Source organism: Paraburkholderia xenovorans LB400, assembly GCF_000013645.1.
GTDB classification, from domain to species: domain Bacteria; phylum Pseudomonadota; class Gammaproteobacteria; order Burkholderiales; family Burkholderiaceae; genus Paraburkholderia; species Paraburkholderia xenovorans.
The window spans coordinates 1,248,569-1,275,464 of record NC_007952.1; the positions used below are offsets into that span (position 1 = coordinate 1,248,569).

Annotated in this window: 22 protein-coding genes; 15 read left to right on the forward strand and 7 right to left on the reverse strand. The window is 64.3% G+C overall.

The annotated features are described in order from the left end of the window. Positions 1–143: 143 nt before the first annotated feature. The 8 genes from BXE_RS27535 to BXE_RS27570 all read left to right on the forward strand — a co-directional run bounded on the left by BXE_RS27535 (position 144) and on the right by BXE_RS27570 (position 9,687). Positions 144–983, forward strand: coding sequence for an IclR family transcriptional regulator (locus tag BXE_RS27535; protein ID WP_049782270.1), 840 nt, complete (start codon positions 144–146; stop codon positions 981–983). 132 nt (positions 984–1,115) lie between these two features. After that, the gene (locus BXE_RS27540; RefSeq protein ID WP_011491408.1) at positions 1,116–1,454 is read left to right on the forward strand and encodes a carboxymuconolactone decarboxylase family protein; all 339 of its coding nucleotides are present in this window, start codon (positions 1,116–1,118) and stop codon (positions 1,452–1,454) included. 92 nt (positions 1,455–1,546) lie between these two features. Further along, positions 1,547–2,902, forward strand: a complete 1,356-nt coding sequence (locus BXE_RS27545; protein ID WP_011491409.1) for an MmgE/PrpD family protein — start codon at positions 1,547–1,549, stop codon at positions 2,900–2,902. Between the two features lie 99 nt (positions 2,903–3,001). Continuing rightward, the gene (locus BXE_RS27550) at positions 3,002–3,511 is read left to right on the forward strand and encodes a tripartite tricarboxylate transporter TctB family protein (protein ID WP_040124833.1); all 510 of its coding nucleotides are present in this window, start codon (positions 3,002–3,004) and stop codon (positions 3,509–3,511) included. Positions 3,512–3,513: 2 nt separating this feature from the next. Next, positions 3,514–5,103: a tripartite tricarboxylate transporter permease gene (locus tag BXE_RS27555; protein WP_011491411.1), complete on the forward strand. Its 1,590-nt coding sequence runs from the start codon at positions 3,514–3,516 to the stop codon at positions 5,101–5,103. Between the two features lie 62 nt (positions 5,104–5,165). Beyond that, positions 5,166–6,137, forward strand: a complete 972-nt coding sequence (locus tag BXE_RS27560) for a tripartite tricarboxylate transporter substrate binding protein (RefSeq protein ID WP_158340995.1) — start codon at positions 5,166–5,168, stop codon at positions 6,135–6,137. 28 nt (positions 6,138–6,165) lie between these two features. Further along, positions 6,166–7,503, forward strand: coding sequence for a class-II fumarase/aspartase family protein (locus BXE_RS27565; protein WP_011491413.1), 1,338 nt, complete (start codon positions 6,166–6,168; stop codon positions 7,501–7,503). Between the two features lie 27 nt (positions 7,504–7,530). Continuing rightward, positions 7,531–9,687: an acetate--CoA ligase family protein gene (locus BXE_RS27570; protein ID WP_011491414.1), complete on the forward strand. Its 2,157-nt coding sequence runs from the start codon at positions 7,531–7,533 to the stop codon at positions 9,685–9,687. 98 nt (positions 9,688–9,785) lie between these two features. Here BXE_RS27570 and BXE_RS27575 read toward each other — a convergent pair whose 3' ends face one another. Further along, positions 9,786–10,766 carry a tripartite tricarboxylate transporter substrate binding protein gene (locus tag BXE_RS27575; RefSeq protein WP_011491415.1) on the reverse strand — a complete coding sequence of 327 codons (981 nt, stop codon included), beginning with the start codon at positions 10,764–10,766 and terminating at the stop codon, positions 9,786–9,788. Between the two features lie 314 nt (positions 10,767–11,080). Between BXE_RS27575 and BXE_RS27580 the strand changes: the two genes are divergently transcribed. Together BXE_RS27580 and BXE_RS27585 are read left to right on the forward strand one after the other, a co-directional pair. Continuing rightward, positions 11,081–13,210 (forward strand): acetate--CoA ligase family protein, encoded by a 2,130-nt coding sequence (locus BXE_RS27580; RefSeq protein ID WP_011491416.1) that lies wholly within the window; start codon positions 11,081–11,083, stop codon positions 13,208–13,210. A 40-nt stretch (positions 13,211–13,250) separates the two neighbouring features. Beyond that, positions 13,251–14,000, forward strand: a complete 750-nt coding sequence (locus tag BXE_RS27585) for an enoyl-CoA hydratase/isomerase family protein (RefSeq protein ID WP_011491417.1) — start codon at positions 13,251–13,253, stop codon at positions 13,998–14,000. A gap of 119 nt (positions 14,001–14,119) precedes the next feature. Here BXE_RS27585 and acdA read toward each other — a convergent pair whose 3' ends face one another. Together acdA and BXE_RS27595 are read right to left on the reverse strand one after the other, a co-directional pair. Continuing rightward, positions 14,120–15,286, reverse strand: a complete 1,167-nt coding sequence (acdA, locus tag BXE_RS27590; RefSeq protein WP_011491418.1) for a 3-sulfinopropanoyl-CoA desulfinase — start codon at positions 15,284–15,286, stop codon at positions 14,120–14,122. Positions 15,287–15,307: 21 nt separating this feature from the next. Further along, positions 15,308–16,513, reverse strand: a complete 1,206-nt coding sequence (locus BXE_RS27595; protein ID WP_011491419.1) for a CaiB/BaiF CoA transferase family protein — start codon at positions 16,511–16,513, stop codon at positions 15,308–15,310. A gap of 162 nt (positions 16,514–16,675) precedes the next feature. Between BXE_RS27595 and BXE_RS27600 the strand changes: the two genes are divergently transcribed. The 4 genes from BXE_RS27600 to BXE_RS27615 all read left to right on the forward strand — a co-directional run bounded on the left by BXE_RS27600 (position 16,676) and on the right by BXE_RS27615 (position 20,993). Continuing rightward, positions 16,676–17,536, forward strand: a complete 861-nt coding sequence (locus tag BXE_RS27600) for a LysR family transcriptional regulator (RefSeq protein ID WP_011491420.1) — start codon at positions 16,676–16,678, stop codon at positions 17,534–17,536. A 219-nt stretch (positions 17,537–17,755) separates the two neighbouring features. Beyond that, on the forward strand, positions 17,756–18,745 hold the full coding sequence (locus BXE_RS27605; RefSeq protein ID WP_011491421.1) for a Bug family tripartite tricarboxylate transporter substrate binding protein: 990 nt from the start codon (positions 17,756–17,758) through the stop codon (positions 18,743–18,745). Between the two features lie 99 nt (positions 18,746–18,844). Further along, positions 18,845–20,044: a mandelate racemase/muconate lactonizing enzyme family protein gene (locus tag BXE_RS27610; protein WP_011491422.1), complete on the forward strand. Its 1,200-nt coding sequence runs from the start codon at positions 18,845–18,847 to the stop codon at positions 20,042–20,044. A gap of 16 nt (positions 20,045–20,060) precedes the next feature. Continuing rightward, positions 20,061–20,993: a hydroxyacid dehydrogenase gene (locus tag BXE_RS27615; RefSeq protein ID WP_011491423.1), complete on the forward strand. Its 933-nt coding sequence runs from the start codon at positions 20,061–20,063 to the stop codon at positions 20,991–20,993. A 156-nt stretch (positions 20,994–21,149) separates the two neighbouring features. On the opposite strand, the gene BXE_RS27620 is transcribed toward BXE_RS27615, so the two are convergent. From BXE_RS27620 to BXE_RS27635, 4 genes are all read right to left on the reverse strand, one after another. After that, positions 21,150–21,893 carry an enoyl-CoA hydratase/isomerase family protein gene (locus BXE_RS27620; RefSeq protein WP_011491424.1) on the reverse strand — a complete coding sequence of 248 codons (744 nt, stop codon included), beginning with the start codon at positions 21,891–21,893 and terminating at the stop codon, positions 21,150–21,152. A gap of 40 nt (positions 21,894–21,933) precedes the next feature. Beyond that, the gene (locus BXE_RS27625) at positions 21,934–23,442 is read right to left on the reverse strand and encodes a class I adenylate-forming enzyme family protein (protein WP_011491425.1); all 1,509 of its coding nucleotides are present in this window, start codon (positions 23,440–23,442) and stop codon (positions 21,934–21,936) included. An 18-nt stretch (positions 23,443–23,460) separates the two neighbouring features. Next, positions 23,461–24,444 carry an MDR family oxidoreductase gene (locus tag BXE_RS27630; protein WP_011491426.1) on the reverse strand — a complete coding sequence of 328 codons (984 nt, stop codon included), beginning with the start codon at positions 24,442–24,444 and terminating at the stop codon, positions 23,461–23,463. 343 nt (positions 24,445–24,787) lie between these two features. Continuing rightward, the gene (locus tag BXE_RS27635) at positions 24,788–25,702 is read right to left on the reverse strand and encodes a LysR family transcriptional regulator (protein WP_011491427.1); all 915 of its coding nucleotides are present in this window, start codon (positions 25,700–25,702) and stop codon (positions 24,788–24,790) included. A 153-nt stretch (positions 25,703–25,855) separates the two neighbouring features. Here BXE_RS27635 and BXE_RS27640 point away from each other — a divergent pair, with 153 nt between their 5' ends. Then, positions 25,856–26,869: a TauD/TfdA family dioxygenase gene (locus tag BXE_RS27640; protein ID WP_011491428.1), complete on the forward strand. Its 1,014-nt coding sequence runs from the start codon at positions 25,856–25,858 to the stop codon at positions 26,867–26,869. Positions 26,870–26,896 lie beyond the last annotated feature (27 nt).

A 26,896-nucleotide genomic window follows, 5' to 3' on the forward strand; every position in this document is an offset into this window, starting at 1 on the left:
ACAAATCCCAAAATATCCATCATGGGAATTTCGAAGTGCGGTTTCATGCTGGCTTCGCATAATGTCGGGATGACGGCTTGCACCTTCGCGGCCGTTTGCTCCCGAAACGCTCCGTGCGGGTTGCACTGCCGATGAGGTCGTCGATGAACAACACACTGGTGAAAGGTCTCTGCCTGCTCGAAGTGCTCGCGCGTCGCAGCGAATCGATGGGTGTCAGCGAACTGGCGGCGACGGTCGCCATGCCGAAAAGCGGGGTGCATCGGCTGCTGCAGGCGCTGGTCGAGGAACGCTACGTCGAGCAGAGCGGCTCGGGTCGCTATCGCGTCGCGATCAAGCTGTGGGAAGTGGCGTCGGCCGCGTTACCCGGTTTCGATCTGCGTCGTCATGCCGTCGCCGCGATGTCCCTGCTGGCCGATGCCACGGGCGAAAGCGTGCATCTATCGGTGCTCGACGAACGCGACGTGGTCTACGTCCACAAGCTCGAAGCGGAGAGTCCGATGCGCGCGTACAGCCAGATCGGCGGGCGGGTGCCTGCGCACTGCGTCGCGACCGGCAAGGCGATGCTTGCCTTCAAGGGGCCGCGCTGGCTCGCGGCGATGTCGACCGGGCTCGCTCCCGCGACGGTCAACACGATCACCGATGCGCGTGTCTTTCTCGCGCAGATGGCGAAGATCCGCGCGCAAGGTTATGCGACCAATCACGGGGAATGGCGGCTGGGCGTCGACGGAATCGCCGCGCCGATCTTCGGCGCGGCCGGTACGGTGATCGGGGCGATTGGTGTGTCGGGGCCGGTATCGCGGCTCGGAGGCGAGCGCCATGAACGTCTCGTCACGCAGGTCATGGATGCCAGCCAGACGCTGTCGACGACCTCCGGCACCGTGCCGCCGCACGCGCTTTTGCTGAGCGTGACGAATCACTGGAGCGACGCCGCGCCGGGCGGGGACGTACCGGTTTGCGACGAACTCAGCGACGCCACGGCGTGACGCCGGTCGGCCCCCAGTTCAACCAAATGGAACGGTTGTTGGCCGCGCGAACGGCGTTCTAAGATCGGTTCAGTCGCATGAAATTCGCGGACCCCGATGCGGGGACGCTCTTTCTTCATAGGGAGAATCGTGATGTTTCTGAACTGGAGTGAACTGCTCGGCACGCTCAAGCGATCGTCCAATCTGCTCGGCAATTCGAACCCGAAAATGTTGGAGGCGTATCGCAATCTGGCCGCCGCGCAAGGCTCGAACGGTGCACTCGATGCCAAGACACGTGAGCTGATCGCCATTGCGGTGGCAGTGACGACACGTTGCGACGGTTGCATCAGCTCACATACGGCTGCGGCCGTGCAGGCAGGCGCGACCGAAGCGGAAGTGGCCGACGCACTCGGAACGGCGATTGCGCTGAACGCCGGTGCGGCGTACGTGTATTCGCTGCACGCGATGGAAGCGATGCAGAGCCTGAAATAGGTTTCGCCAACCTGGGCCGGAACGGAGCTGCAGGATGAACCTTCCGTTTGCAGCCGGCGCGGTCCGCATCATCGCAATCTGAGGAGATGGACGTGGAGCGTGCTGGTCGAGGGCAGGATATCGAAGTCACGCGGCTGCTGGCCGCGCACGCCGCGACGTTGCGCTGGGAGGATATTCCGGCCGAAGTCGTGCACGATGCGAAGCGCGCGCTCGTCGATTTCGAGGGCGTTGCGCTGGCCGGCAGCAGCGAGCCGCTCAGCGCGGGGCTGCATCGCGTGTACGCGAGCCGCATGGGCGCGGCCGAAGCGCGCGTGATCGGCACGCAGCGCCGCACCGATGCGATGACGGCCGCGTTCCTGAACGGCACGGCAGGCCACGCGCTCGATTTCGACGACACCCACGCGGACTTTTTCTATCACGGCACGGTGCCGGTCGCGCCCGCGGTCTGGGCGCTCGGCGAGATGATCGGCGCATCGGGGCGCGAGATGATCGTCGCCTTCGTGGCCGGGTGGGATGTGGGCGCGCGGCTCGCACGCGCGCTCAATCCGTCGGTCTATCGCAAAGGCTGGCAGAACACGCCGACCAGCGGCACGTTTGCGGCCACCGCTGCCGCCGGCCGGCTGCTCGGGCTCGACGTCGACGCCATGCGGCACGCGCTTGGCATGGCTGCATCGCAGGCGAGCGGCTCGCGGCAGAATCACGGTTCGATGGGCAAACCGTTTCAGGTGGGCAAGGCGTCCATGAACGGCGTGCTGGCCGCGCTCGCCGCGCGCGAAGGCATCACCAGTTCCCCTATCGCGATCGAGGCGCCGCTCGGTTTCGCCGCACTCACCACGCCCGAGTTCGATCTGGCCAGGGCAGTGGACGGACTCGGTGCGAGCTTCGAGTTGCGGCGCAATATGTTCAAGCCGTATGCGTGCTGTTTGCCGCATCACACGGTTATCGACGCAATGTTCGCCTTGCGGCGCGAGCATGGTTTGACGTCGGCCACGCTGGAAAAAGCGCTCTGCCGCATTCCGGCCATTTCGCTCGACAGCAGCAATATTGCCGAGCCCGCCACGGGCCTCGAAGGCAAGTTCAGTTTCCAGCATTCCGCCGCCGTGGCGTTGGTGGATGACGCGGCGGGCCTCGCGCAATACACCGACGAGCGCGTGCGCGATGCGTCGCTCGCGGCCGTGCGGCGCAAATTTCAACTCGTCGCCGAACCGTCGCTCGGCGCTGGCCATTGTGTAATCGAGGCACAGCGCACAGACGGTGAGACTGTCGAGGTCAGAATCGATCACGCGCGGGGCCACCTGGCCAATCCGCTCAGCGACGAGGCAATCGACCAGAAATTCCGCGCGAACACCGCCGGCATCCGGGACGACGTATGGCAGACGCGCGCACTCGAGGCGCTCTGGACGCTCGATCGCGCCGCGGACGTCGCGCGAATTGCGGCATTGCTTTAACAGGCCGCATTGATTCGCGTCCGGCGCGCGACGCGTGGCACGCAAATGGGCCCCGCGGCTCGTACCGCGCGGCACCACAAGAACCAGGAGGGACATGCAATGCAGAGTGCAACAGGACACCCGGCCGGTCAGCCGTTCTTCAGTGGCTACCGGCGCGACTACTACGGCGGCGCACTGATGTGCCTGATCGGCGCGGGCGCCGTCACGCAAGGCATCACGTACAACTTCGGCAGTCTGACTCACATGGGGCCGGGGTTTTTCCCGACCTGTCTCGGCGCGATTCTCATCGCGCTCGGATTTGCGATCGTCTGCACCGCGAAGCGGCCCGCCACCCGTCCGCCAATCGGCGAGGAGGCCGGCCGGGAAGCCGTGCGACCCGAATGGCGCGGCTGGTTCTGCATCCTCGCCAGCATCGTTGCGTTCGTCGTGCTCGGCAAATGGGGCGGCCTGTTGCCGGCGTCCTTTGCAGTGACCTTCATTTCGGCATTCGGGGACCGCGACAACACGTGGAAGAGCGCGCTTGCGCTGGCCGTGGTCATTACGGTGCTCGCCGTCGTCATCTTCTGGTGGCTGCTGCAGTTGCAGTTTCCGCTCTTCACCTGGGGCTGAACATGATTGGACATTCTCTGGCTGATCTGTGGCAAGGCTTCGGCGTTGCCCTCGAATGGCACAACCTGTTGTGGTCGTTTTTCGGCGTGCTGGTCGGCAACCTGATCGGCGTGTTGCCGGGCATGGGACCGCTGTCGGCGATCTCGATCCTGTTGCCGCTCACGTACACCATGCATCCGGTACCGGCCATCCTGATGCTCGCGGGTATCTTCTACGGCTCGCAGTATGGCGGCGCGATCGGCGCGATTCTGCTGAACCTGCCGTGTCACCCGCCGCACGCAGTAACCTGTCTCGACGGCTATCCCATGACGCGGGCGGGCAAGGGCGGCACGGCGCTCGGCATTACCATGATCGCGTCGTTCTTCGCGGCGTCGGTCGGCATTATCGTGATGATCTTCGCCTCGCCGCTGCTGGTAAGCATCGCCTTCAAGTTCGGTCCCGCGGAGCTGTTCTCGATCATGCTGCTCGGCCTGCTGGCAGGCGGCACGATGTCGAGCGGTTCGCCGCTCAAAGGCGTGTCGATGACTGTCGTGGGTTTGCTGATCGGCGTGGTCGGCACCGATGTGAATACCGGTGTGATGCGCTTTAACTTCGGCTTCACCGAACTGGCCGATGGCGTGCAACTCGTGGCGCTCGCGCTGGGGCTTTTCGGCGTGACCGAATTCCTGCGTAACGTCAACCGGATGCACACCGTAGGCAGCGGCGTGAAACTGCGATTGCGCGACATGCGCCCGAGCTTGAAGGAGCTGCGCCAGGCGTTCTTGCCGATCCTGCGCGGCACGGCAGTTGGCACGGCATTCGGCGCGATGCCCGGTACCGGACCGACCATCACCACGTTCATTGCGTATGCGCTGGAAAAGAAAATCTCGCGCACACCGGAGCGCTTCGGCAACGGTGCGCTCGAAGGTGTGGCTGCGCCGGAAGCTTCCTCGCACTCCAAGACCCAGGTGGACTTCATCCCGACCATGAGTCTCGGCATTCCGGGCGATCCGGTCATGGCGCTGATTCTCGGCGCACTGCTGATCCAGGGCATCCAGCCCGGACCGCAACTCATCAGCGAACACGCCGACATTTTCTGGGGGCTGATTGCGAGCTTCTGGGTCGGCAACGTGCTGCTCGTGCTGCTCAACGTTCCACTGATCCAGATCTGGGTGAAGGTGTTGCAGGTGCCGTACCGGTACCTGTTTCCCGCTGCGCTGTTTTTCATCGCGGTCGGCGTGTACAGCACCAATAACAGCCTGTTCGAAGTCGGCGAAGTGCTGGTGTTCGGCCTGATGGGTGCAGTGTTCCTCGCGTTCGGTTTCTCGGTCGCGCCGATTCTGCTCGGCTACGTGCTCGGTCCGATGGTGGAGGAGAATTTCCGGCGCGCGCTGCTGCTCTCGCACGGCAACCTCGGCATCTTCGTGGAGCAACCGATCAGCGCCGGTTTCATGGCGGTCTGCGCGCTCCTGATCCTGCTGCAGTTCTATTTCGCGATCCGCGGCGCCGTGAGAAAACGCAAAGGCCTCGCGGCAAGCACTCTGCCTCAGATGCCAACCATGAAAGACGCGCAGCACGATACGAAACCGCCGTCGCTGGCCAAACAACGCTAGGCCGGCACGTCGAACTCATGAAGACATACGCATCGAAGCGGAAAGCCGTCCGGCGCTGCGGGGTGGCATCGATTGCAGCGGTCACGCTCGGTGGCATGGTGGGATGCGCGAACGCGCAGAGCAGCGATCCGGCAGCTCACTATCCGGACCATCCCATCCGTCTGGTAGTCGGCTACACGCCGGGTGGCGGCGCGGACATCATGGCGCGACTGTTGCAAAAACAACTGACCACCACCTTGAAACAGTCGGTGATCGTCGAAAACCGGCCGGGGGCCGGACAGAACATCGCCGATGCCTACGTGGCGAAAGCGTCGCCGGACGGCTACACGCTGTTGGTCAGTTCATCCGCGCTCGCCGTGAACCCGAGTCTGTTTCCCAAACTGAGCCAGAATCCGCTGACGGCCTATGCGCCGGTCGCCCTGTTCGCGCAAAGTCCGAATCTGCTGGTGGTCAATCCGAAGCTGCCGGTCAATTCGGTAGCCGAACTGATTGCCTATGAAAAGAAGAAGCCCGACGGCGGCAACTTTTCGTCCTCGGGTAGCGGCAGCACGCAACATCTGTCGGGCGAGATATTCAAACTGAAGACGGGCATCAAGGCGACGCATGTGCCTTATAAAGGCAGCGCACCTTCGGTGGCGGCAGTGATGAGCGGCGACGTCGACTTCAGCTTCGTCAATATTCCGAGTGCCAAGCCGCTCGTGCTCGCGCATCAGCTGAAGGCACTCGCTGTGACGAGCGCGCAGCGCTCACCCCTGTTGCCCGACGTGCCGACCATGACGCAAGCCGGGCTTGACGGCATGAACATCGCGGCGTGGTACGGCTTGCTCGCGCCCGCCGGCACGCCCGCGCCGGTCATCGCGAAACTGAACGCGGCGGTCAATCAGGCAGTCGGCAGCGAACCGCTGAAGTCGCAGTTCGTCAACCTCGGTTCCGATCCGACGGTGCAATCGTCGGCTTACTTCAGTCAATACCTCGCCGACGACACGCACCGCTGGGCCGATGCCGTCAAGGCGGCGGCCATCCATCCGCAGTGACCGGATGGACGGCGTTCAAGGAGGCTTCATGTCTGTTTTCACCTCGAAAGTGGTGCGCAACCTGTTCGGCACCGACGCGATGCGAACCATCTTTTCCGACGACACGCGCGTGGCGAACTACCTGAAAATCGAAGTCGCGCTGGCCAAGGTCGAGGCCGGGCTCGGCGTGATTCCGCAGGACGCCTGGCGCGATATCGAGCAGAAGTCGCATAGCTTCGAAATCGACTGGGAACGCTTTCGCATCGACGTGGAAGCGGTCGGCTACCCGGTGATGCCTTTCGTCACCCAACTCGCCGAACATTGCGGGGAGTCCGGTGAATACCTGCACTGGGGTTCCACCACGCGCGATATCACCGACACCTCGTTCGTGCTGCAATTGCGCGAAGCGCTCGGCGTGCTCGCCGCCGATCTCGACAAGGTGCGTCGCAAGCTGCGCGAGATGACGGCGCGACATCGTTCGACGCTGATGATCGCGCGCACGCATGGCAAGCATGCGCTGCCGTCCACCTTCGGGTTTCGTTGCGCGGTCTGGTATAGCGAAGTCGAGCGGCAATGCGAACGCCTCGCGGCATTGCGCGCCGAGCCGTTCGTGGGCCAGTTCGGCGGCGCGATCGGCACGCTGGCCGCGGTGGGGCCGCGCGGCCTGGAAGTGCAGTCTGCGTTAATGGCGGAACTGGGACTCGGCACGGCAGAGATCGCGTGGTTTGCCTCGCGCGACCGCGTCTCCGAGGTGGTGTTCAGAATCGCCTCGATTGCGCAATCGATGGCGAGCATCGCCAAATCGCTGGTCATCATGACGCGCGACGAACTCGCCGAAGCCTCCGAAGGCGGCGGCGAGCAGCGTGGCACCAGCTCGGCGATGCCGCACAAGCACAACACGGTCGTGCCGGAACTGGTGATCGTGCACGGCAAGATGGCGACACAGCAGGTGGCGATCGTGATGGAGTCGATGGTGCAGGACTTCGAGCGCGACTGGCAGGGGCATTTCGAGACCATCGCCGTGCCTCAGACTTTCCAGCACGCGCATGCCGCCGTCACGCAGATGCACACCGTGCTGTCCGGCCTGATTCTGCACGAAGACCGCATGCGCGCGAACCTCGATGTAACACGCGGACAGGTGATGGCCGAGAGCGTGATGATGGCGCTCGCGCCGAAGCTCGGCCGCAAGAACGCGCACCATGCGATTTCGCGGCTGTGCAACCAGGCGCTGGCGGAAGACCGGCCGCTCGGCGAAGTGCTGCGCGCCGATCCGCAGGTCGCGCAATATCTGGGAGAGCACGAACTCGCCGATGCGCTCGACCCGGCCGGCTATATCGGCCTTGCCACGCAAGTGGTCGATAACGTGCTGAAAGCACACGCGGATTGAGCGGCTAGAACACACAGGGTCTCCACCATGTCGACTGTCGTGCCAGAGCGCGCCGTGCAAACGCTGATGAATCCCGCCTCCGTGGCCGTGATTGGAGCGTCCGAGGATCAGCACAAGTACGGTGGGCGTCTGCTGAAGATGCTGCTGTCGCATGGCTATCGCGGGCACATCATGGCAATCAATCCGGTACGCGAAACGCTGCTCGGGGTAAGCGCGTATCCGCATATCGACGTCACGCCCGTCGTGCCGGACGTCGCGGTGATGGCGATTCCGCAGCCGAAGGTGCGCGAGGCGATCGAAGCCTGTGCGGCGCGCGGCGTGACCGCGGCGATCGTCATTACCGCGCGCTTTTCCGATGGCGGAGCGGAGGGCGCCGTGCTCGAACGCGACATCGTCTCGATAGCGCGAAGCGCGAACATGCGGCTGGTGGGGCCGAACTGTCTGGGGATCATCAGTCCAGCGCACCGCGTGGTGCTGTGTCCGTCGACAGCGCTCGTGGCCGAGGGTCTGCCGGTGGGCCGTGTCGGCTTCGTCAGTCAGAGCGGCGCGTTAATGGGTACCATCTTCGACAAGGCCAAGGAGATCGGCCTGGCCTTTTCCCACGCGATTTCGGTGGGAAACCAGGCCGATCTGGAACTGTGCGATTTCGTCGAATATCTGATCGGCGATCCCGCCACCGCGGTCATCTGCACCTACATCGAAGGGTTGAAGGACCCACGCCGTTTCGCCGAGCTCGCGGCGCGCGCCCGTGAGGCAGGCAAGCCGTGGCTCGCGGTCAGTTCGGGCCGCACGCAGGCGGGCGCGCAGGCCGCGTTCTCGCACACGGCGAGCGTGGCGGGTGACCGCGCGGTGTTCGAAGCCGTGTGCCGCGAGGAACACGTGACCCTGCTCGACAGCCCGCTCACGATGATCGCGCTTGCCACCAGTCTCGCCGACCATCCTGCTACCCAGGTGAGCCGCATCGCGGTGTTTTCGCCCTCTGGCGGCGAGGCGGCCATCGCGGCCGACGAAATCGAATCGGCCGGTCTGCGCATGGCCGTTTTCTCGGACGCGACGCGCACGAAACTCGCCGACTACTACCCGCCTTCGCAAGCGGCGAATCCGGTGGACACCGGTGGCCGCACGGTCGGCGACGGTCCCGACGTGGTCGGCGAATCGGCGCGCATCGTGGCCGACGATCCGGATACCGACGCGCTCCTGTTTGCCATCACGACCACGCCGACACTGCACCGTGTCGCCAGTGACGTGGCCGACGCGTTGCGGCGCGATCCGGCCTCGCCAACACCGCGCAAGCCGATCCTGTACGTCTTCGAAACCGGGCGTCTCGCCGACACGGCGCGGCGCGGTCTGCTCGAACGTGGCCGGTATTTTCTGAACAACCTGCGCGAAGCGGTCGATGTGCTCGCCGCCTGGCATTCTCGCGGGTCCTATCTGCCGCCGGGGCGCCCGGTGCGGCCCGCAGACTGTCCGCTAACGGCAGCCGGCTGCGCCGCGCATCTTCCCGGCAAAGGCACCTATGGCGAAGGCGCCACGCGCGAGTGGCTGGGACGCTACGGCGTGCGGACCAACGAGGAGCGCCTCGCGCGCGACGAGGACGAGGCCGTCGCCATCGCCGGTGAACTCGGCTATCCGGTCGTGCTGAAAGTGGCATCGGCGGGTATCGTGCACAAATCAGATGTCGGCGGCGTCAAGGTGGATCTGTATAGCGACGCGATGGTGCGCGATGCGTATCGGCGCATCGTGACCAACGTGCGCGAGCATGCGCCCGCTGCGGTGATCGACGGCTTGTCGGTACAGACCCAGTTCAAGGGGCGGCTCGAGATGATCGTCGGGGCGCGCTGCGATGCGGCGTTCGGACCAATCGTCGTGTTCGGCGCGGGCGGCGTGCTGGTCGATATTCTGGCGGCGCGCGCCATTGCCCGTGCGCCCGCCGATCCAGACCATGTGATTGCGTTGCTGCGCCGGTTGCCACTGTGGCCGTTGTTCGAAGGCTATCGCGGCGTGCGGCTCGATCTGGCAGGTGTGGTCGATACGGTCGTGCGTGTGAGCTGGCTTGCCGCCGATCTCGCCGCGCGGCAACCGGCGGGACTCGATTTCGAACTGGACGTCAATCCGCTGATGGTGGCGGATGATACCTGCTGCGCGGTCGACGCGCGCTTGCGCGTGGCGGCGCGTTCAGACTGATTCAATTCACTGAACGCGCGCCGTGCCGATCCGTCGCGCCTGTTTGTGACGCTTACGCCGCGCGTTTGCGCGCGTCTCTCCGGGCCGATTCGCCTCGGCTATTCGATCGATGCGCCCGATTCCTTCACGGCTGTCTGCCAGCGCTTCACTTCGCCACGCAGATGCGCTTCCGCGGCGTCCGCGGCGCCGCCAACCATATCGATCCCCTGTTTGGCGAACAGCTGCTGGAATTTCGGCTGCTGGATGATTTCGTTCACCGCCTTGTTCAGCTTCTCGATGATTGGCTTCGGCACCCGCGACGGCGCGAGCAGCGAGAACCACGCGCTCGCCTGATAGCCCTTCATGCCGGCCTCCTGCATGGTCGGCACATTCGGCAGCAGGCTGGAGCGTTTCGTCTCGGTTTGCGCGAGCGGCACCAGCGTGCCGGCAGTGATGCCGGGCAGGCAGGTCAGGAAAGTGTCGATTACCATGTCCACCTGGCCCGACATCGCTGCCGTGACGGCGGGTGCCGAGCCCTGATACGGCACGTGCGTGAGCTTGATGTCTGCGTCGTTCGCGAACATCACGGTGGCCAGATGCGGTGAGCCGCCGATACCCGACGAGCCATAGGTCAGTTTGCCCGGATTCTTTTTTGCCGAGTCGATCAACTGCGCGAGCGTGCTGATATTGCGCGACTTGCTGACCACCAGCACTTCCGGCGACGAAGCCACGTCCACCACGGCGACGAGATCCTTCAGCGTGTCGTAGGGAAGATGCTTCATCAGGCTTGCATTGATCGCGAGCGGCGCGGTTGCCCAGAGCAGCGTGTAGCCGTCCGGCTCGGCGTGCGCGACATATTGCGAACCGATCACCGTGCCAGCACCCGGCTTGTTCTCGATAATGGCATTCTGGCCGAGCTTCCTGGTCAGTTCGGCGGCCAGCGCCCGGGCCAGATTGTCGGATGCGCCGCCGGGCACGAACGGCACGATCATGCGGATAGGGCGGCTGGGGTAATCGGAGTCGGCGTGACCTATGGCCGGCCATAAAGGAAGAGACAGCACGGCTACCGCGAGTGCCCGCCTGAGCCAGAATCTGTTCACAAGTGTCTCCTTGATGTTTTTGATCCGCCCGTGGCGTGCCGCGTCACGCGGGCCGTCATGGCCACAAGGCGGATGCGGGTCGTCCCGGCTGCCAGGGCCGTTTGCTTACAGTACGCCTATCCGTGAAAAACCACAGACGTTCTGTATTCCGGAACACATGGCGATTTATCGCAACGAGCCGATACTCGATAGGCCGGGAAATGGGAGACGGACCCGGTTCGCGCGGCGAAGTGTGACGCTCGCACGTCGCCCGCCTCTGAAACGCACCTGCAACGCCACGGCACGACGGGTGCGAAGCCAAGGAGACACACCGGGTGGAAAGATCCTCTTTAGCCGGCAGAGGGCAGATCGCACAGCTGCTGCGTCCTGCCTCCATTGCGATCGTCGGTGCGTCGGAAGATCAGTCGAAGTTCGGCGGCCGGCTGCTGCGCATGGTGCTGCGTCACCGCTTTGCCGGCACGATCTATCCGATCAACGCAAAACGCGACACGCTGTTCGAAATCAAGGCCTATCCGGATTTCTCCGCTTTACCGGCCGTGCCCGACATGGTCGTGCTCGCCGTGCCGCAGCCGGCAGTCAAGCCCGCCATCGAGGCTGCCGCGAAAATGGGTATCTGCTGCGGCCTCATCATCACGTCAGGCTTTTCGGACGCGGGCGACGCGGGCCGCGAAGCCGAGAACGAGATCGTCGGCATTGCGCGCGAGCACGGCATGCGTCTGATCGGGCCGAATTGCCTGGGTCTGATCAGCGCGGCCAATCGCCTTGCCGCGTGTTCGTCGCCAGTACTGGAGATTCCTGAACTTCCGCAACAGCCGATTGGTCTGGTCAGCCAGAGCGGCGCGCTGATGACGACGTTCTTCGACCGTGCATGGTCGCACGGCATCGGTTTCAGTCACGGCATATCGGTGGGCAATCAGGCAGACCTGGAGCTCGCCGACTTTGTCGAGTTTCTCGCCGACGATCCGGACACGCAAGTGATCTGTACGTATATCGAAGGGGTGAAAAACACCCAGCGTTTCATCGCTGCCGCGCAATGCGCGCGTGCCGCCGGCAAGCCCTGGCTCGCGGTGAAATCGGGCCGTACGGAAGCGGGCAGCCGCGCGGCCTTTTCGCACACGGCGAGCATCGCGGGCGATCATGCAGTGTTCGCGGCGGCGTGCGCGGAACAGGGCATCGTCCTGATGAACGACATCGGCGCGATGATGACATTGGCTGCTTCGATGGTGCGCTATCCGGGACGCAAGGTGGAGCGACTCGCCGTTTATACGCCGTCCGGCGGCGGCGGCGCACTCGCTTGCGACGCGCTGTACGAGCGCGGCGTGCCGCTCGCCACTTTCAGCGACGCGACACGCGCCCGCCTCGACGTCCACTACACGCACGCACAGACCGGCAACCCGATCGACTTCGGCGCACGCATCTCGCCGGATGCCGGCGAGGCCGCGCGAGCGACAGTGGCGGCGCTGCAGGACGATGCGCAGACCGACGGCCTGTTCGTGCCGGTGACGATGGCGCCGTTCCCGTGGCTGCGCGAGATCGTGCTGGCACAGCCATCGCCGTTCGCCGATGCGTCGGGCGCACGGGGTTCGGCCGGCAAGCCGGTGTTGTTCGCCGTCGAGGCGGGCGCGACCAGCGAGCCGTTGCGCGGGTTGTTGCGCGAGCACGGTGTGCCGTACACCAACACAATGGACGAAGCCGTCGCGGTGTGGGCGGCCTGGCGACGCTTCGGTCAACAGCGCTCGTTCGAAACGCCGGTGCGGCCGGCGGGTTTGCCCGCGGCATCCGCGGCACCCGCTTCAGGCATCTACGACGAAGAGCGCAGCAAGGCGCTCTTTCAGCAGTACGGTGTGCCGGTCAACGCGGGCAGCGTCGCCCTGGATGCAGACGAGGCCGTGCGGTGCGCCACCCGGACCGGCTTTCCCGTCGTGATGAAGATCGTCTCGCCGGACATAGTGCACAAGAGCGATGTGGGCGGTGTTGCGGTCGGCGTCGCCGACGAGCCCGCCGTGCGCGACACGTACGCGCGGCTCCTCGCCAATGCGCGGCGCGCGGTGCCCGAAGCGCGTATCGAAGGCATTTCGGTGCAGGCGCAGGTGAAGGGCGAACTGGAACTGATCATCGGCGCGCGCCGTGATGCGCAGTTCGGCCCGATCATCGTGTTCGGCGCGGGCGGCGTGCTGGTGGAACTGCTCGCGCAACGTGCCATCGCGTCGGCGCCGGCCGGCGCGGACCGGGTCCTCGCGTTGCTCGAAACGTTGCCCATCTGGAAGATCCTCGACGGCTATCGGGGCGGCCGGCTGGCGGTCGATCAGGTGGTCGACGCAATCGTACGCGTGAGCTGGCTTGCCGCCGATCTCGGTGAGCGCGATTTCGAGCTCGATATCAATCCGCTGATCGTCGGCAAGACTGCCTGCTGGGCTGTCGACGGCCGGCTGCGGATTGCGTGAGCGCACGCCGCCGCAAATCTTTCTCTCAAGGAGCGCTTTCATGAGCCAGCCTGACAATCTGCTGATCGAACATTTCGACGACGGCGTTTCGCTGATCACCATCAACCGCGAAGCGCGGCGCAATGCGATTTCCGCCAGCACGGCGATTGAACTGCAGGAGACCTTCGCCGAGTTCGATCGCTCCACTCAACGTGTCGCGGTACTCACGGGAGCCGGCACGGCCGCTTTCACTGCGGGCGCCGACGTGAGCGACATGCCCGAACTGTGGCGTTGCGTGCCCTCGGTCGGCATCACGACGGAGAAGCCGGTGATCTGCGCGGTATCTGGCTGGTGCGTCGGCGGCGGCCTCGTGATGGCGATGATGGCCGATCTGCTGGTCGCGACCGAGGACGCGAAATTCTATTATCCCGAAGCGCGACTCGGCACCACGCAGGGCATGATTGCCGGGCTCGCCGCGCGGATTCCGCACAAGGTGGCGATGGAGATGATGTTGCTCGCCCGCCCGGTGGGCGCCGAGCGTGCGTATCAGGCGGGTTTCGTCAACCAGGTGGTGCCGAACGGTCAGCACGTGGAAGCGGCGCTTGCGATGGCGCGCGAACTCGCGGGCCTGGCGCCGCTCGTGCTGGCGACGCTCAAACGCTTCGTCAATGAAGGCGTACTCTCGCACGGCCCGACGGAGCATTTCGGCAACACGCGCCGGGCGATGGAAGTGGTCGCCCAGAGCGAGGACAGGAAGGAAGGTCTGCTTGCGCAGCGCGAGAAGCGCGCGCCAAAATTCATCGGGCGATGAACTCCTGAACGATTGAGCGGACGGGCGGCGAATGCGCCGCCCATCTTTTCCGTTCTGTTTCGCCTGGCTACGCCGCGCCTCGGCCTCGCGCGACGAGGGTGCAAGGCGCGATCATGGCCTCAGGCACTGCGCCGCTGCGAAAGCTTCTGCCCAAGCAACGTGCCCGCCACCTGCGTGCGCAGGATCTGCGCGGTGCCGCCTGAAATCGTAAACATGCGCGCATCGCGGACCATCCGTTCGAGTGGCAGATCGCGTCCGTAACCCACCGCGCCGTGAATCTGCAACGCGTCGTTGGTGACCTTGATGGCGGCTTCGCCGGCGGCGATTTTGGCTTGCGCGGCGGCAAACATCGACGGGAATTCGCTGCCCGACGCGGCCGCCTTCCACACCATCAGGCGCGCGGCTTCCAGCTGGATCGACATGTCCGCGAGCATCCATTGAAGGCCCTGGAATTCGGCGATGGGACGGCCGAACTGTTCGCGCCGTTTCGCGTAGTCGAGCGCGAGGTCGAATGCACCTTGCGCAATGCCGAGCGCGACTGTGGCCGCGCCGACGCGCTGTGCGTTGTACGCGTTCATCAGCCCGGCAAAACCGGCTTCGGTGCGGCCCGGCGGCGTGACCTTCATGTCGTGCCGAACGCGCATGTCGTCGAATTCGATCCGCGCTTCCGGAACGCCCCGAATGCCCATAGCCGGAATGCGCTGGATCGTCATGCCCGGCACATCCGGCCCCACGACGATAAAGCCGGCGATACCGGTGTCCTTGCCGTCCTCGATCGCGCGCGCGAACACGAAGTGCAGCTTCGATACGCCGCCGCCCGTGATCCAGTGCTTGCAGCCGCTCAAATGCCAGGTGTCGCCGCGCCGCTCGGCGCGCGTCTGCATATCGCTGGCGGCGCTGCCGGCCTGCGGTTCGGTGATGCAGATGGCGGGCTTGTCGCCGGCCAGCACGAGGCGCGCGGCGAGCTGCTTCTGCGCGTCCGAGCCGTATTTCATGATCGCGCCGATCGCGCCCATATTCGATTCGACCATGATGCGGCCCGATGCCGCGCAAACCTTGGACAGTTCCTCGATGACCAGCACCGTGTCGAAATAGCTCGCGCCCTTGCCGCCGTACTCAGGCGGCAGCGTCATGCCCATCAGACGCTGCTCGCGCAGCGCCTCGACGGTATGCCACGGATACTGCTCGCTGCGGTCGGTCTGCGCCGCGTGCGGGGCGATCGCTTCTAGCGCCAATCGACGGGCGCTTTGCTGCAATTGGCGTTGCGCATCAGTCAGTTCGAACATGGGTGTCGGTCTCCGGGTCGTTCAGTGAGCTCTGCCGTATGTGGCGAGCTGGTCCAATATTTCGCTCGTATGTTCGCCCAGGCGTGGTGGAGTGCGTGCATAGCGCACCGGCGTCGCGCTCAGCTTGAGCGGATTGCCGAGCAGCACCGGGCCGCCCGCTTCATAGCGCGCGTCTTCCATGCGCACCGCCATCTCGCGATGGACGACTTGCGGATCGGCGAAAACCTGCGGCAGCGTGTTGATCGGCGCGCACGGAATCTGCAACGCTTCGAGCGAGGCGAGCCACCACGCCGCGTCACGTTCGCGCGTGATCGCCCGCATCAGCGGAATCAGCGCGGCGCGATGCGACACGCGCGATGCATTGGTGATAAAGCGGGCGTCGTCGGCCAACGGCTGCATGCCGGGCAGGGTGCACAGGCGGCGGAATTGCGCGTCGTTACCCACGGCGATCACGAAGTAGCCGTCGCTTGCCGGAAAGGCTTCGTAGGGAACGATGTTCGGATGCGCATTGCCGAGTCGCGCGGGCGGCGTACCGCTCGTCAGATAGTGCGTCGCGGCGTTCGCGAGCGACGCCACCTGGCAATCGAGCAGCGCCACGTCGACATGCTGGCCGACGCCATGACGATCGCGATGGCGCAATGCGGCCAGAATGCCGACCGTCGCATACATGCCCGTCATCAGGTCAGTGATGCCGACCGCCACTTTCTGCGGCGCGCCGTCCGGCTCGCCCGTCAGGCTCATGATGCCGCCCATCGCCTGTGCCATGAAATCGTAGCCCGGACGCGCGGCGTACGGACCGTCCTGCCCGAAGCCCGTGATCGAGCAATACACGAGGCGCGGATAACGCGCATGCAATTGCGGCCAGTCGAGGCCATAGCGGCTCAGATCGCCGACCTTGAAATTTTCGATCAGCACATCGCTGTGCGCGAGCAGCGCATGGATCGACGCCTGTCCTTCGGGCGTGGCGATATCCAGCGCGACCGAGCGCTTATTGCGGTTCGCGCACAGGTAATACGCGCTTTCGTCGAACGGTGTGCCGTCGGCCGCGCGGGCGAACGGCGGTCCCCACTTGCGGGTGTCGTCGCCCGCGCCGGGTTTCTCGACCTTGATGACGTCCGCACCCAGATCGCCGAGCAGTTGCGTGCAACTCGGCCCGGCAAGGATGCGCGAAAGATCGAGAACACGAACGCCGTCGAGGCTGCCGGCGGGCAAAGCGGGACTGTTCATCGCGGATTTCTCGCAGCAGGTGATCCGGCGTGCGGATCTGTCGACAGGATGAGAACAGGATTCAGTCTGGGGCGCCGGTGAGATCAAGTAAATCGAAATTTGTTCAAGCTGAGAATCGGATTTACCTATACTCGACAATCCTCTTCCTCCGCGTTTTCCATCATGCTGATCCGTTCGTTGCGCGCGTTTCTTGCCTTTCACGACAGCGGGACGCTCGTCGCGGCCGCCGCTCGGGTGCATTTGTCGCAGGCCGCGGTCAGCGTGCAGATGAAGATGCTGGAGGAAGAACTCGGCGTGACGTTGTTCGAACGAACGCGGCGTTCCTTGCGTCTGACTGCAGCGGGCGAACAGCTCGTGCCGCTCGCCATTCAGTTGCTCGCACAATACGAGCGTATGCGCGGGCTTGGCAGCACGCGTTCGGTGGCCGGTATGCTATCGCTCGGTATCATCACCACGCAACTCACCGGACGCTTCTCGGAACTGCTGGTGCGGCTGAAAGACAGTCATCCGCAACTCGACGTGCGCGTCACCACCGGCATTTCGGGCGACCTCGTCGACAAGGTCGCGCGCGGCGAACTGGATGCGGCGGTGGTGACCCGGCCGCTCGCACCAATCGATGCCTCGCTCATCGCGCATCCGCTGTTCAGCGAACCGTTCGGCCTGATTGCACCGATCGAGCGCAGCGGTACACCGTTGCGCGAACTGCTCGCCACTACACCGTTCCTCCAGTTCGACCGCGAAGCGTGGACCGGTGCAATGGTCGAAGCCTATTTGCGCCGCAAACGCCTGACGTTCACGCCGATCATCGAACTGAATTCGCTCGAGGCGATTGCCGCGATGGTCGCGCGCGGCCTCGGGGTTTCCATCGTACCGATCGTGCAGGGCGCAGCATGGCATCGGTTCGCGTCGCTGCGCATCACGCGGCTGGCCGGCTTCTCGCGTTCGGTCGTGCTGATCGAGCCGCGCGAACATGCGGCCGCGCCTCTCACCGCCACGCTGCGTACTTCCTTCGACGAAACCTGATTCGTTTTGCCAGGTCTCTCGATGCGCACGTGTGGGTAAACCATGTCTTTGCACAGACAACGCTCGTGTGCAAGAATTTTTCCGTGCATAATATTTGGGGTTGTAGTACCAAATTCTAGGACTCGTTTTTTTAGGACTCGTTTCAGGATTCTTCAGGATCGTTTCGGCACGAGACAACAAAAAACCGCCGGCTGTCGCGCCGGCAACGGAGACAGCACGATGACACCTCGACTTCTGCAACGCTTCTCCCGCCCGCTTCGTTACGGTCTGCTTGTGGCCGCGGCGGCGATTTCTTTGCCCTGGGCGATGGCCGCGCACGCGGAGTGGCCCGATCGCACCATCACGCTGGTGGTGCCGTTTCCGCCGGGCGGCAACACCGACGTTCTAGGCCGCATCGTGGCGGCGAAACTGACCACCACGCTGGGCGTGCATGTGATCGTCGAAAACCGTCCGGGTGCCGGCAGCATGCTCGGCACGCAATTCGTGGCGAAGGCCAAACCCGACGGCTACACGATTTTGATGGGCAGCATCGCCAACGTGCTCAACGATTATTTCTATCGCAAGCCCCTCTACGACATTCGTAAAGATCTGATTCCGGTTTCGCAGGTGGTCAACGTACCGAACTATTTCGCCGTGAATCCCGCGCTGAAAGTCACCACGCTCGCGCAACTCGTGAGCTACGCGAAACAGAATCCGGGCAAGGCGAGTTGCGCGACCTCGGGGGTGGGCACGAGTCCGTATCTGTCGTGCGAACTGTTCAAACGCATGGCCGGAGTGCAGATGACCACGATTCCCTATCAGGGTGGCATTCCGGCGATCCAGGACACGATCGGTGGGCGCGAGAGCGTGGCGGTCGTCAATGAGGCGTTGCCGTACATCCGCAATCATCAGTTGACTGGTGTTGCGGTGACGAGCGCGCAACGTTCGCCGCTTGCACCTGACATGCCCGCGGTCAGTGAAAGCGTGCCGGGTTACGACGTGACGTCCTGGTACGGCGTGTTCGTGCCGGCCGGTACGCCGCCCGACATCGTGAGCAAGCTCGGCGCGGAAATCGGCAAGGCCATGCAGTCGCCGGACGTGAAAAAGCAACTCGAACCGCTCGGCGCGATTCCCGTCGGCAGCAGTCCGCCGCAGTTCCAGCAGTTCGTCAACGCCGAGCTCGCGAAGTGGGGCAAGGTCGCCAAGGAACTGAACCTGCATCTCGACTGACAACGCGCTCGCGCGGCGAACCGCGCGGCCGGCGAGGGCGCCGGCTAGCAGCCGCGCGCCGGCGGCCGGCGCGCAATCATGCATTCTTCTGGAGGCGCAATGAAAGTCGTTTCGGTCGACACGCTCTGCTGCGACGCAGGCTGGCGCAACTATCACTTCGTGAAGCTCACCACCGACGAGGGCATCGTCGGCTGGAGCGAATTCGACGAAGGTTTCGGCTCGCCCGGTGTCACGGCCGTGATCGAGCAATTGGGCAAACGCCTCGTCGGCGCATCGGTGATGGAACACGAGCGGTTTTTTGCGGAAGCGTACTGTCTCACGCGCCCCGCCACGGGCGGCGTGGTGAGCGAGGGGATCGGTGCGATCGAAAACGCACTGCTCGACGCGAAAGCAAAAACGCTCAACGTGCCCTGTTATGAATTGCTGGGCGGCAAGCTGCGAGATCGCGTGCCGGTTTACTGGTCGCATTGCCCGACCTGGCGCATCAATCATCCAAAGTTCTTCGGGCCGCCCGTGACCGATCTGGATGGCGTGAAACGCACGGCCGAGGAAGCACGCGAGCGGCAGTTCCGCGCCATCAAGACCAACATCTTCATTCACGACGACGGTCCGCTGCATGCGTGGCGGCCCGGTTTTGCGGTGCCGTTCCAACCCGCGCTGAACGTGGACCGCAAGGTCCTGCGCAATCTGCGCGCGCATCTGGAAGCGTTGCGCGATGGCGCGGGTCCGGACGTCGAAATTCTGCTGGATCTGAACTTCAACGCGAAGCCGGAAGGCTATCTGAAGATCCTGCGCGAACTGGCCGACTTCGATCTGTTCTGGGTCGAGATCGACAGTTATTCGCCTCAAGGGCTCGCCTACGTGCGCAACCATAGTCCGCATCCGATCAGCTCGTGCGAAACGCTGTTCGGCATTCGCGAGTTCAAGCCGTTCTTCGACGCCAACGCGGTGGACGTTGCGATCGTCGATACGATCTGGAATGGCGTGTGGCAGTCGATGAAAATCGCCGCCTTTGCCGACGCGCACGACATCAACGTCGCGCCGCATAATTTCTACGGCCACCTGTGCACGATGATCAACGCGAACTTCGCGGCGGCGGTGCCGAATCTGCGCATCATGGAGACCGACATCGACCGGCTCGCGTGGGAAGACGAACTGTTCACGCATGCGCCGGAGTACCAGAACGGCGAGCTGATCATTCCGGACCGGCCGGGCTGGGGCACCGATCCGGTCGAGGAGGCGATCCTCGCACATCCGCCGAAGGTCATGGGTGGTCTGTTGCAATACAAGCGCTCATGACACGACGGAGTTGCCGATGAAAATTCTCATCCCGGACCTGATGACGGCCGACTCGCGCGAACGGATGGCGCGCGAGCACGATGTGATCTACGAACCTGCGCTGGTGACCGATTTGCCGGCGCTGCTGCGTGTGGCCCCCGGCGCGGACTGCCTGATCGTACGTAACCGGACCCAGGTGCGCGGCGAGTTGCTGGCTGCGCTCGTGCGTTGCCGTGTGGTGGGCCGGCTCGGCGTGGGGCTCGACAACATCGATCTGGAAGCCTGCGCGGCGCGCGGCATCGAGGTGATTCCGGCGATCGGCGCGAACGCGCTGGCCGTGGCGGAGTATGTGATGACGGCGGCGCTGTCGATGCTGCGTCCGTGGTTCGCCGCGAGCGCTGCGGTGCTCGACGGCGAGTGGCCGCGCGCGGCGCTGGTGCAGGGACACGAGATTGCCGGCAAGACGCTCGGCGTCGTCGGGTTCGGCTCGATCGGGCGGGAAACCGCGCGACTCGGCGCGGCGCTCGGCATGCGCGTGATCGCCTGCGGCAGCGGCACGCAGCTCGCAGGCGCCATGACGAACGGCGTGCGCATGACCAGTTTCGACGACGTGCTCACCACCAGCGATGTCATCAGTCTGCACATGCCGCTCACCGGCACGACGCGCAATCTGATCGACAGTCGCGCACTTGCCGCGATGAAACCCGGCGCGATCCTGATCAACGCGGCGCGCGGCGGTATCGTCGACGAAACGGCATTGGCCGATGCGTTGCGCAGCGGTCATCTGCGCGGCGCCGCACTCGACGTATTTACCGCCGAACCGCTCGGCGCCGGTTCGGCGCTGCGGGATGCACCCAATCTGCTGGTCTCGCCGCATATCGCGGGCGTGACCGACGAATCGGAAACGCGCGTGTGCGATCTCGTCGCGCGACGCGTGATGGAGGCCCTCGCGTCGCTGCGTCCTGTCTGAGAGTTCCGGTCGGTTCGGTTCGCATTCGCGAGTAACCGCGCGCGAATCTCCCATGCGATGGGTTATCGCGGACCGTACAAGGAGGGTTGACGCGACTGCGCCGCGCGAGCCGCAGGCATGGGCGCCGGGTATCCGTGCGAGCGCCCGCTGTCGAATCTATTTGCCGGTGAAATGCGGCGTGCGCTTCTGCATGAAGCTTTCCTGACCTTCACGATAGTCTTCGCTCGCGAACAGGCGATCGGTTTCGCGCAGCGCCTGCGACGCCAGTTCGACCGGCCCCTTCGGCATGGTTTCGTTGGCGAAGTGCTTGAGCATGCGTAGGACGAGTGGGGCGTGGTTGACCATCTTGAGGGCCAGCGCGCGTGCTTCGGCGACCTGCTGGCCGACCGGCACCAGACGGTTCACGAAACCCACGTCGTAGGCACGTTGCGCGCCGATCGGTTCGCCGAGCAGCATGAGTTCCATCGCGATCTTGTGCGGAATGCGTACCGCGAGCGAACCGACCAGGCCGCCCGCGAAGCCGACCTTCACTTCTGGATAGACGAACTTCGCGTTCTCGGCGGCGACGCACAGGTCGCACATTTGCACGAGGGTCAGCGCACCGCCGACACACCATCCCGCTACCGCGGCGATCACCGGCTTTTCAACCACGATATCGACACCGGGTGCGAATTTGCGATATTCCGGCGTGCCGGTCGCATCGCGGTCCCGGCCGGCGGAGAAGGCGGTATCGCCCGCGCCAGTGAGGATCGCCACGCGATCGTCGCTCGCATTGAAACGCCGCCACGCTTCGGCGAGCGCCACTTCGACATGATCGTCGATGGCGTTCATTCGATGCGGGCGGTTGATCGTGATCTGCGCAATGCGTTCGCGAGATTCGTACGTGACCGGTTCGTCCATGAGTGCAATGTCCTGTAAGTAGAAGAAAACGCCGCGCGCATCACGCGTGCGGCACCACCAATGCGCTCTTGAGCACCTTGCCGTTTGCCGCGACGGGCAGCGTCGCCATCACGACGATCTGCGCCGGACGCTTGTACGGCGAGAGCCGCTCCGACAACCATGCAAGCAGCGTTTCCGGTTTCACGCAGGCGTTCTGCGTGAGTTCGACGAAAGCGATGATTTCCTCGTTACCTTTGACGGGACGGCCGAGTACCGCGCAATGCAGCACGTCGGGATGCGTCGCCAGCGCCAGTTCGATTTCGAGCGGATACACGTTGAAGCCCGAGCGGATGATGATGTCGCGCGTGCGCCCAACGATGTAGATACGGCCGTCGGCGGATTGCCGGGCGAGATCCTGCGTATTGAACCAACCGTCGCCGGTCAGCACTTCCGACGTGCGCAGCGGATCGCGAAAGTAGCCGTTCATCACATGCGGGCCGCGAACCCATAGTTCTCCGATGTCACTGCCGGGCGGCGCGGCGATGCGTAGTTCGACGCCGGGGAGCGGACGGCCCACGGTGTCGTCGCTGTTGTCGTCTTCGAAACGGGTCCAGCAGGTCGAGGCCGCTTCGGTCAAACCGTACCCGTTGTGCAGCGGCGTGTCGAATAACCGTTGCGCGTCCTTCTTGATGGTCGGATCGATCGGAGCGCCGCCTGAGCCGATGAACCGTACGCCCTCGATACGCGTGATTCCGTTAGCCTGGCAGTGGTCGACGAGCCTCGCGAACATTGCTGGCGCGCCCTGCAGCATGCTCACGTGAAGACGGCCGATACATGCTACGCATTCTGCGGCTGAGAAGCGCGATACCAGATGCAGATGCGCGCCGGACGCGAGCGTGCCGAACAGCACCGAGGCGAGGCCCATCACATGCGTGATGGGCAGTACCCCGTAGACCGTGTCGCGCGGCGTGACGTGACGCAATACGCGCATCTGCTGGCCGATAAAACTCAGCGCGCGCGAAGACAACATCACGCCTTTAGGCTTGCCGGTTGTCCCGGTCGTGTAAATGATCGCGGCGGCCGACGCTTCGTCGGCGGGTTCGCCTCGCGCGGTGGCTTCGAGGCGGACAGCGACGCGGCCCGCTGGAGCATCGATCGCTTCGGTCGCGCCGAGCCGCTTTGCATGCGCAGCGGCATCGGGTGACCGGTCGAGCACGAACAGCATGGCGTGCGCTGCGCAGTGCGCGTGAACCGTATCGGTCTCCGCCGGCGCGCGGCGCGCGTTTTCGAGCACGACGGTGACGCCCGCGCGATGCGCGCCAAGGATCAGCGTAGCCAGCGCCACGCTGTTCTCGCCGACGAGCATCACACGGTCGCCGGCCTGTATGCCGAGCGTATGCAACCAGCCGGCCGTGGCTTCGATGCGCGAGCCGAGTTGCGCATAGTTGAGCGACGTGCCCGAATCGCTCAGCGCGAGTGCTTCGGGAATCAGCGCGGCCCAGCGCGCGACGATTTCATAGGCAGGCAGGTCGGCGAACGTCTCCGACGCGCCAGCGTGGACGGTTTTCATGGCGGCCTCGCTCATGAATCACGCGTTGACGGCGACGATCACACGACCGCGCACCTTGCCTGCCAGCAGATCGGATGCGAGCGCCGGGGCCTCGCCCAGCGACACTTCGCGTACCAGTGCCTCGAGCGCCGACTCAGGTAGTTCTTTGGCCAGTGCCTGCCATGCCTGCTGACGCACCGTGAACGGCGCCATTACGCTGTCGATGCCGCGCAGCGTGATACCGCGCAAAATGAACGGTGCCACATTGCCGGGAAAGTCCATGCCTTGCGCGAGACCGCATGCGGTGACGATGCCGCCATAGCGCGTGGCCGCGCAGGCATTGGCGAGCGTATGACTGCCGACGCTGTCCACCGTGGCGGCCCAGCGCTCTTTCGCAAGCGGCTTGCCGGGCGACGAAAGCTCGTTGCGATCGATCACGTCGGCGGCACCCAAGGCTTTCAGATGATCCGTTTCGGCGAGCCGGCCGGTTGAGGCCACCACGCGATAACCGCGTTTCGCCAGCAGCGCGATGGCCACGCCGCCCACGCCGCCGTTCGCACCCGTTACCAGAATGTCGCCTTGCCCGGGCGTCACGCCGTGGGCGGCGATCGCAAGCACACACAGCATGGCGGTATATCCTGCCGTGCCGATCGACATGGCATGACGTGCGCTCATGCCGTCAGGCAACGGCAGCAACCAGTCGGCCTTCACGCGTGCTTTCTGCGCGAGGCCGCCCCAGTGCGTTTCGCCGACGCCCCAGCCATTGAGCACCACGGCGTCGCCGGGTTGATACCGCGAGTCGCTGCTCGCCTCGACTATGCCGGCGAAATCGATGCCTGGCACCATCGGAAATTTGCGCACCACCGGCCCTTTACCGGTGATGGCGAGGCCGTCTTTGTAGTTGAGCGTCGAGTAGTCGACGCGTACCGTCACGTCACCTTCTGGCAACTGGCTGTCTTCGAGATCCGTCACGCTTGCAACGGTGCCACTGTCTTGCCGGTCCAGCAGGATAGCCTTGAACATCCGACGTTCTCCTGATCGGGAGGAAGGGGAAATAAAAAACAGAGTTTCTATAAACCTAAATTATAGGACGTAAAGACTAAATAATGAGTCTACCGGATGCTCGCACCACCCGCGAACAGGGTCAAGCGGCTTGAACCGAAACCCGGGGTTTTCCCGGGTGCGTTGCAAGGGATATTGGCTTCTTTCAAGCGAAAGGAAGCGCTTGAGTGTCATGTTGAATTGAACGCGCCACGCTGGGTGAAATGCTTGGGAATTGACTGATTCCGTAAAATCCTGGCGTCTTCGATGCTTCGTCGGCGTGCTGCGGTCAGCCGGTGCCAGCGAGGCGAACCATTTGCGCCAGTCAACCGGCCGGCGACGCGCCGCGCAGCACGCCGGTCTCGGCGAGTTCGCTCGCCAGGCCGGTCAACGCGCTCGCCAGCGGGTCCGCCGGAGGCGGCCGATGCAGCGCGACGAACTCCACGCCCTCCGGATTCGGCTCCGTTGCGATCACCTGCAGCCGGCCGGCCGCGACATCGGCCGCGTAGGCGTTCACAGGTAACAGGCTCGTGCCGAGGCCCGCGATCGTCAGGTCGGCGAGCACACGCACGGTGCTGCACGAGATCACGGGCCGGTACGCGACGTGTGCGTCACGAAACCAGCGTTCGATCACAGGATAGTGATGCGAAGCTGCCGATAACCCGAGGATCGGCCAGCGCAACAGATCGGCGGCTTGCAACGGTTCGCGCGGCAGCGGCGTGACCAGAGAGGGAGCGGCCATCCACGCGAACGCGTCATGGCCCAGGTGGACGTGCTCGAAGGCCGGCTCGTGCAACGGTCCGGTCACGATTGCCACTTCCATTTCGCCGTTGCGCACCCGTTCGATCAGCGTGTTGGTCAGTGCGACTTCGATCGCAATCGATACACGCGGATAGCGGGCGCGCATCGCACTTATCAACGCCGGCAACCAGGTCGCGGCGACCAGGCCGACGACACCCAGGCGCAGCGTGCCGACGAGTGCGTCGCTCGCGCCAATGCGTTCGCGGATCTGCGCGCCGAGCAACACCATCTGCCGGGCCAGCGTGACCAGTTCGCTGCCTTTGGCGGTCAGTTGTGCACGGTGCTGGCTACGATCGAACAGCGCCACGCCGAGCGAGCGTTCCAGTTCGCGTATACGCGCCGACACGGTGGACTGGGTTGCGTGAAGTGCCTCGGCCGCGGCGGCGAAGCTGCCGGTTTCGACGATGCGCAGGAAGGTCTGTAACTGGCGAATCTCCATCTCACGGTTCCCTGTTCGGTGCGCGGGTGTTGCAACGCAGCAGCAAGTCGATCGGTTGTTTCGATGAAAACGCATCGAAATAACTCGCTTTCAGGCCGCGCCGGTGTTCCTTAAGCTTAACGATGAACATAACGTCACTACAAGGAGGAAGACATGTCGGATGAGCTCGCGGTTCTGGATGACACCACCTGGCAGCACGCGTCGCAGGCACGCATGGAGCCGTTCAGCGGCCCGATCACGTGGACGTCGGCCAGTCTCACGCCGGATGACGGCATGATCCGTCTGGGCAGCGCCTGCCGGCGCGAACTCGATACGCTCGTCGAAACGCTGCGGGCCAACCCGTTGCCGATCGTGCTACTGAACGAGCAGGACTTCGAACTCGAGCAGTGCCGCGCGATGATGGCCGAGGCGAAGCAGATGCTGAGCGACGGGCCGGGATTCGTCATCATCGACAAATTGCCGCTCGACGATTACAGCAAGGACGACGCGAAAAACATATACTGGCTGCTCTCGCAGATGGTGGCGCGCCCCGTTGCCCAAAGCTGGGACGGCAAGATGGTCTACGACGTACGCGATCAGGGCAAGCCGCCCGGCAATGGCGTGCGGCCTGACGTGACCAATGCCGAGCAGAATTTTCACACCGACAACAGCTACAACCTCTATCCGCCGGAATACGTGGCGCTGCTGTGCCTGCAGCCGGCGCTGGAGGGCGGCATCAGCAGCGTGGTCAGCTTTTACACGGTTTATAACCAGATGATCGAGCGGCATCCGGAACTGCTGGCGCGCCTCTATCAGCCGTACATTTTCGACCGTCAGCGCGAGCATGCTCCGGCCGATCCGAAGCTCATTAGCCATCCTCTGTTTCATCACGAGGACGGTCACCTGCGTTGCCGTTTGTCGCACGTGCATGTGGTAAACGGCTACCGTATGGCCGGTTCGACGCTCGACGCCGAAGGACTGGAGGCGCTCGAAACACTCGAGGCAGTGATGCGCGAACGCCAGTGGTGCCGCGAGTTCTTCTTCGAGCCGGGGCAGATCCAGATCGTCGACAATCAGCGCTGTGGACACCGTCGCACGGGTTTCGTCGACTATCCGGAGGCCGAGCGCAAACGCCATCTGGTTCGCCTGTGGCTGCGCGATGCGGGCCGGCGCTTCTATAACGGCTGAGTACGGCGAACCACGCGCGCGCGAACC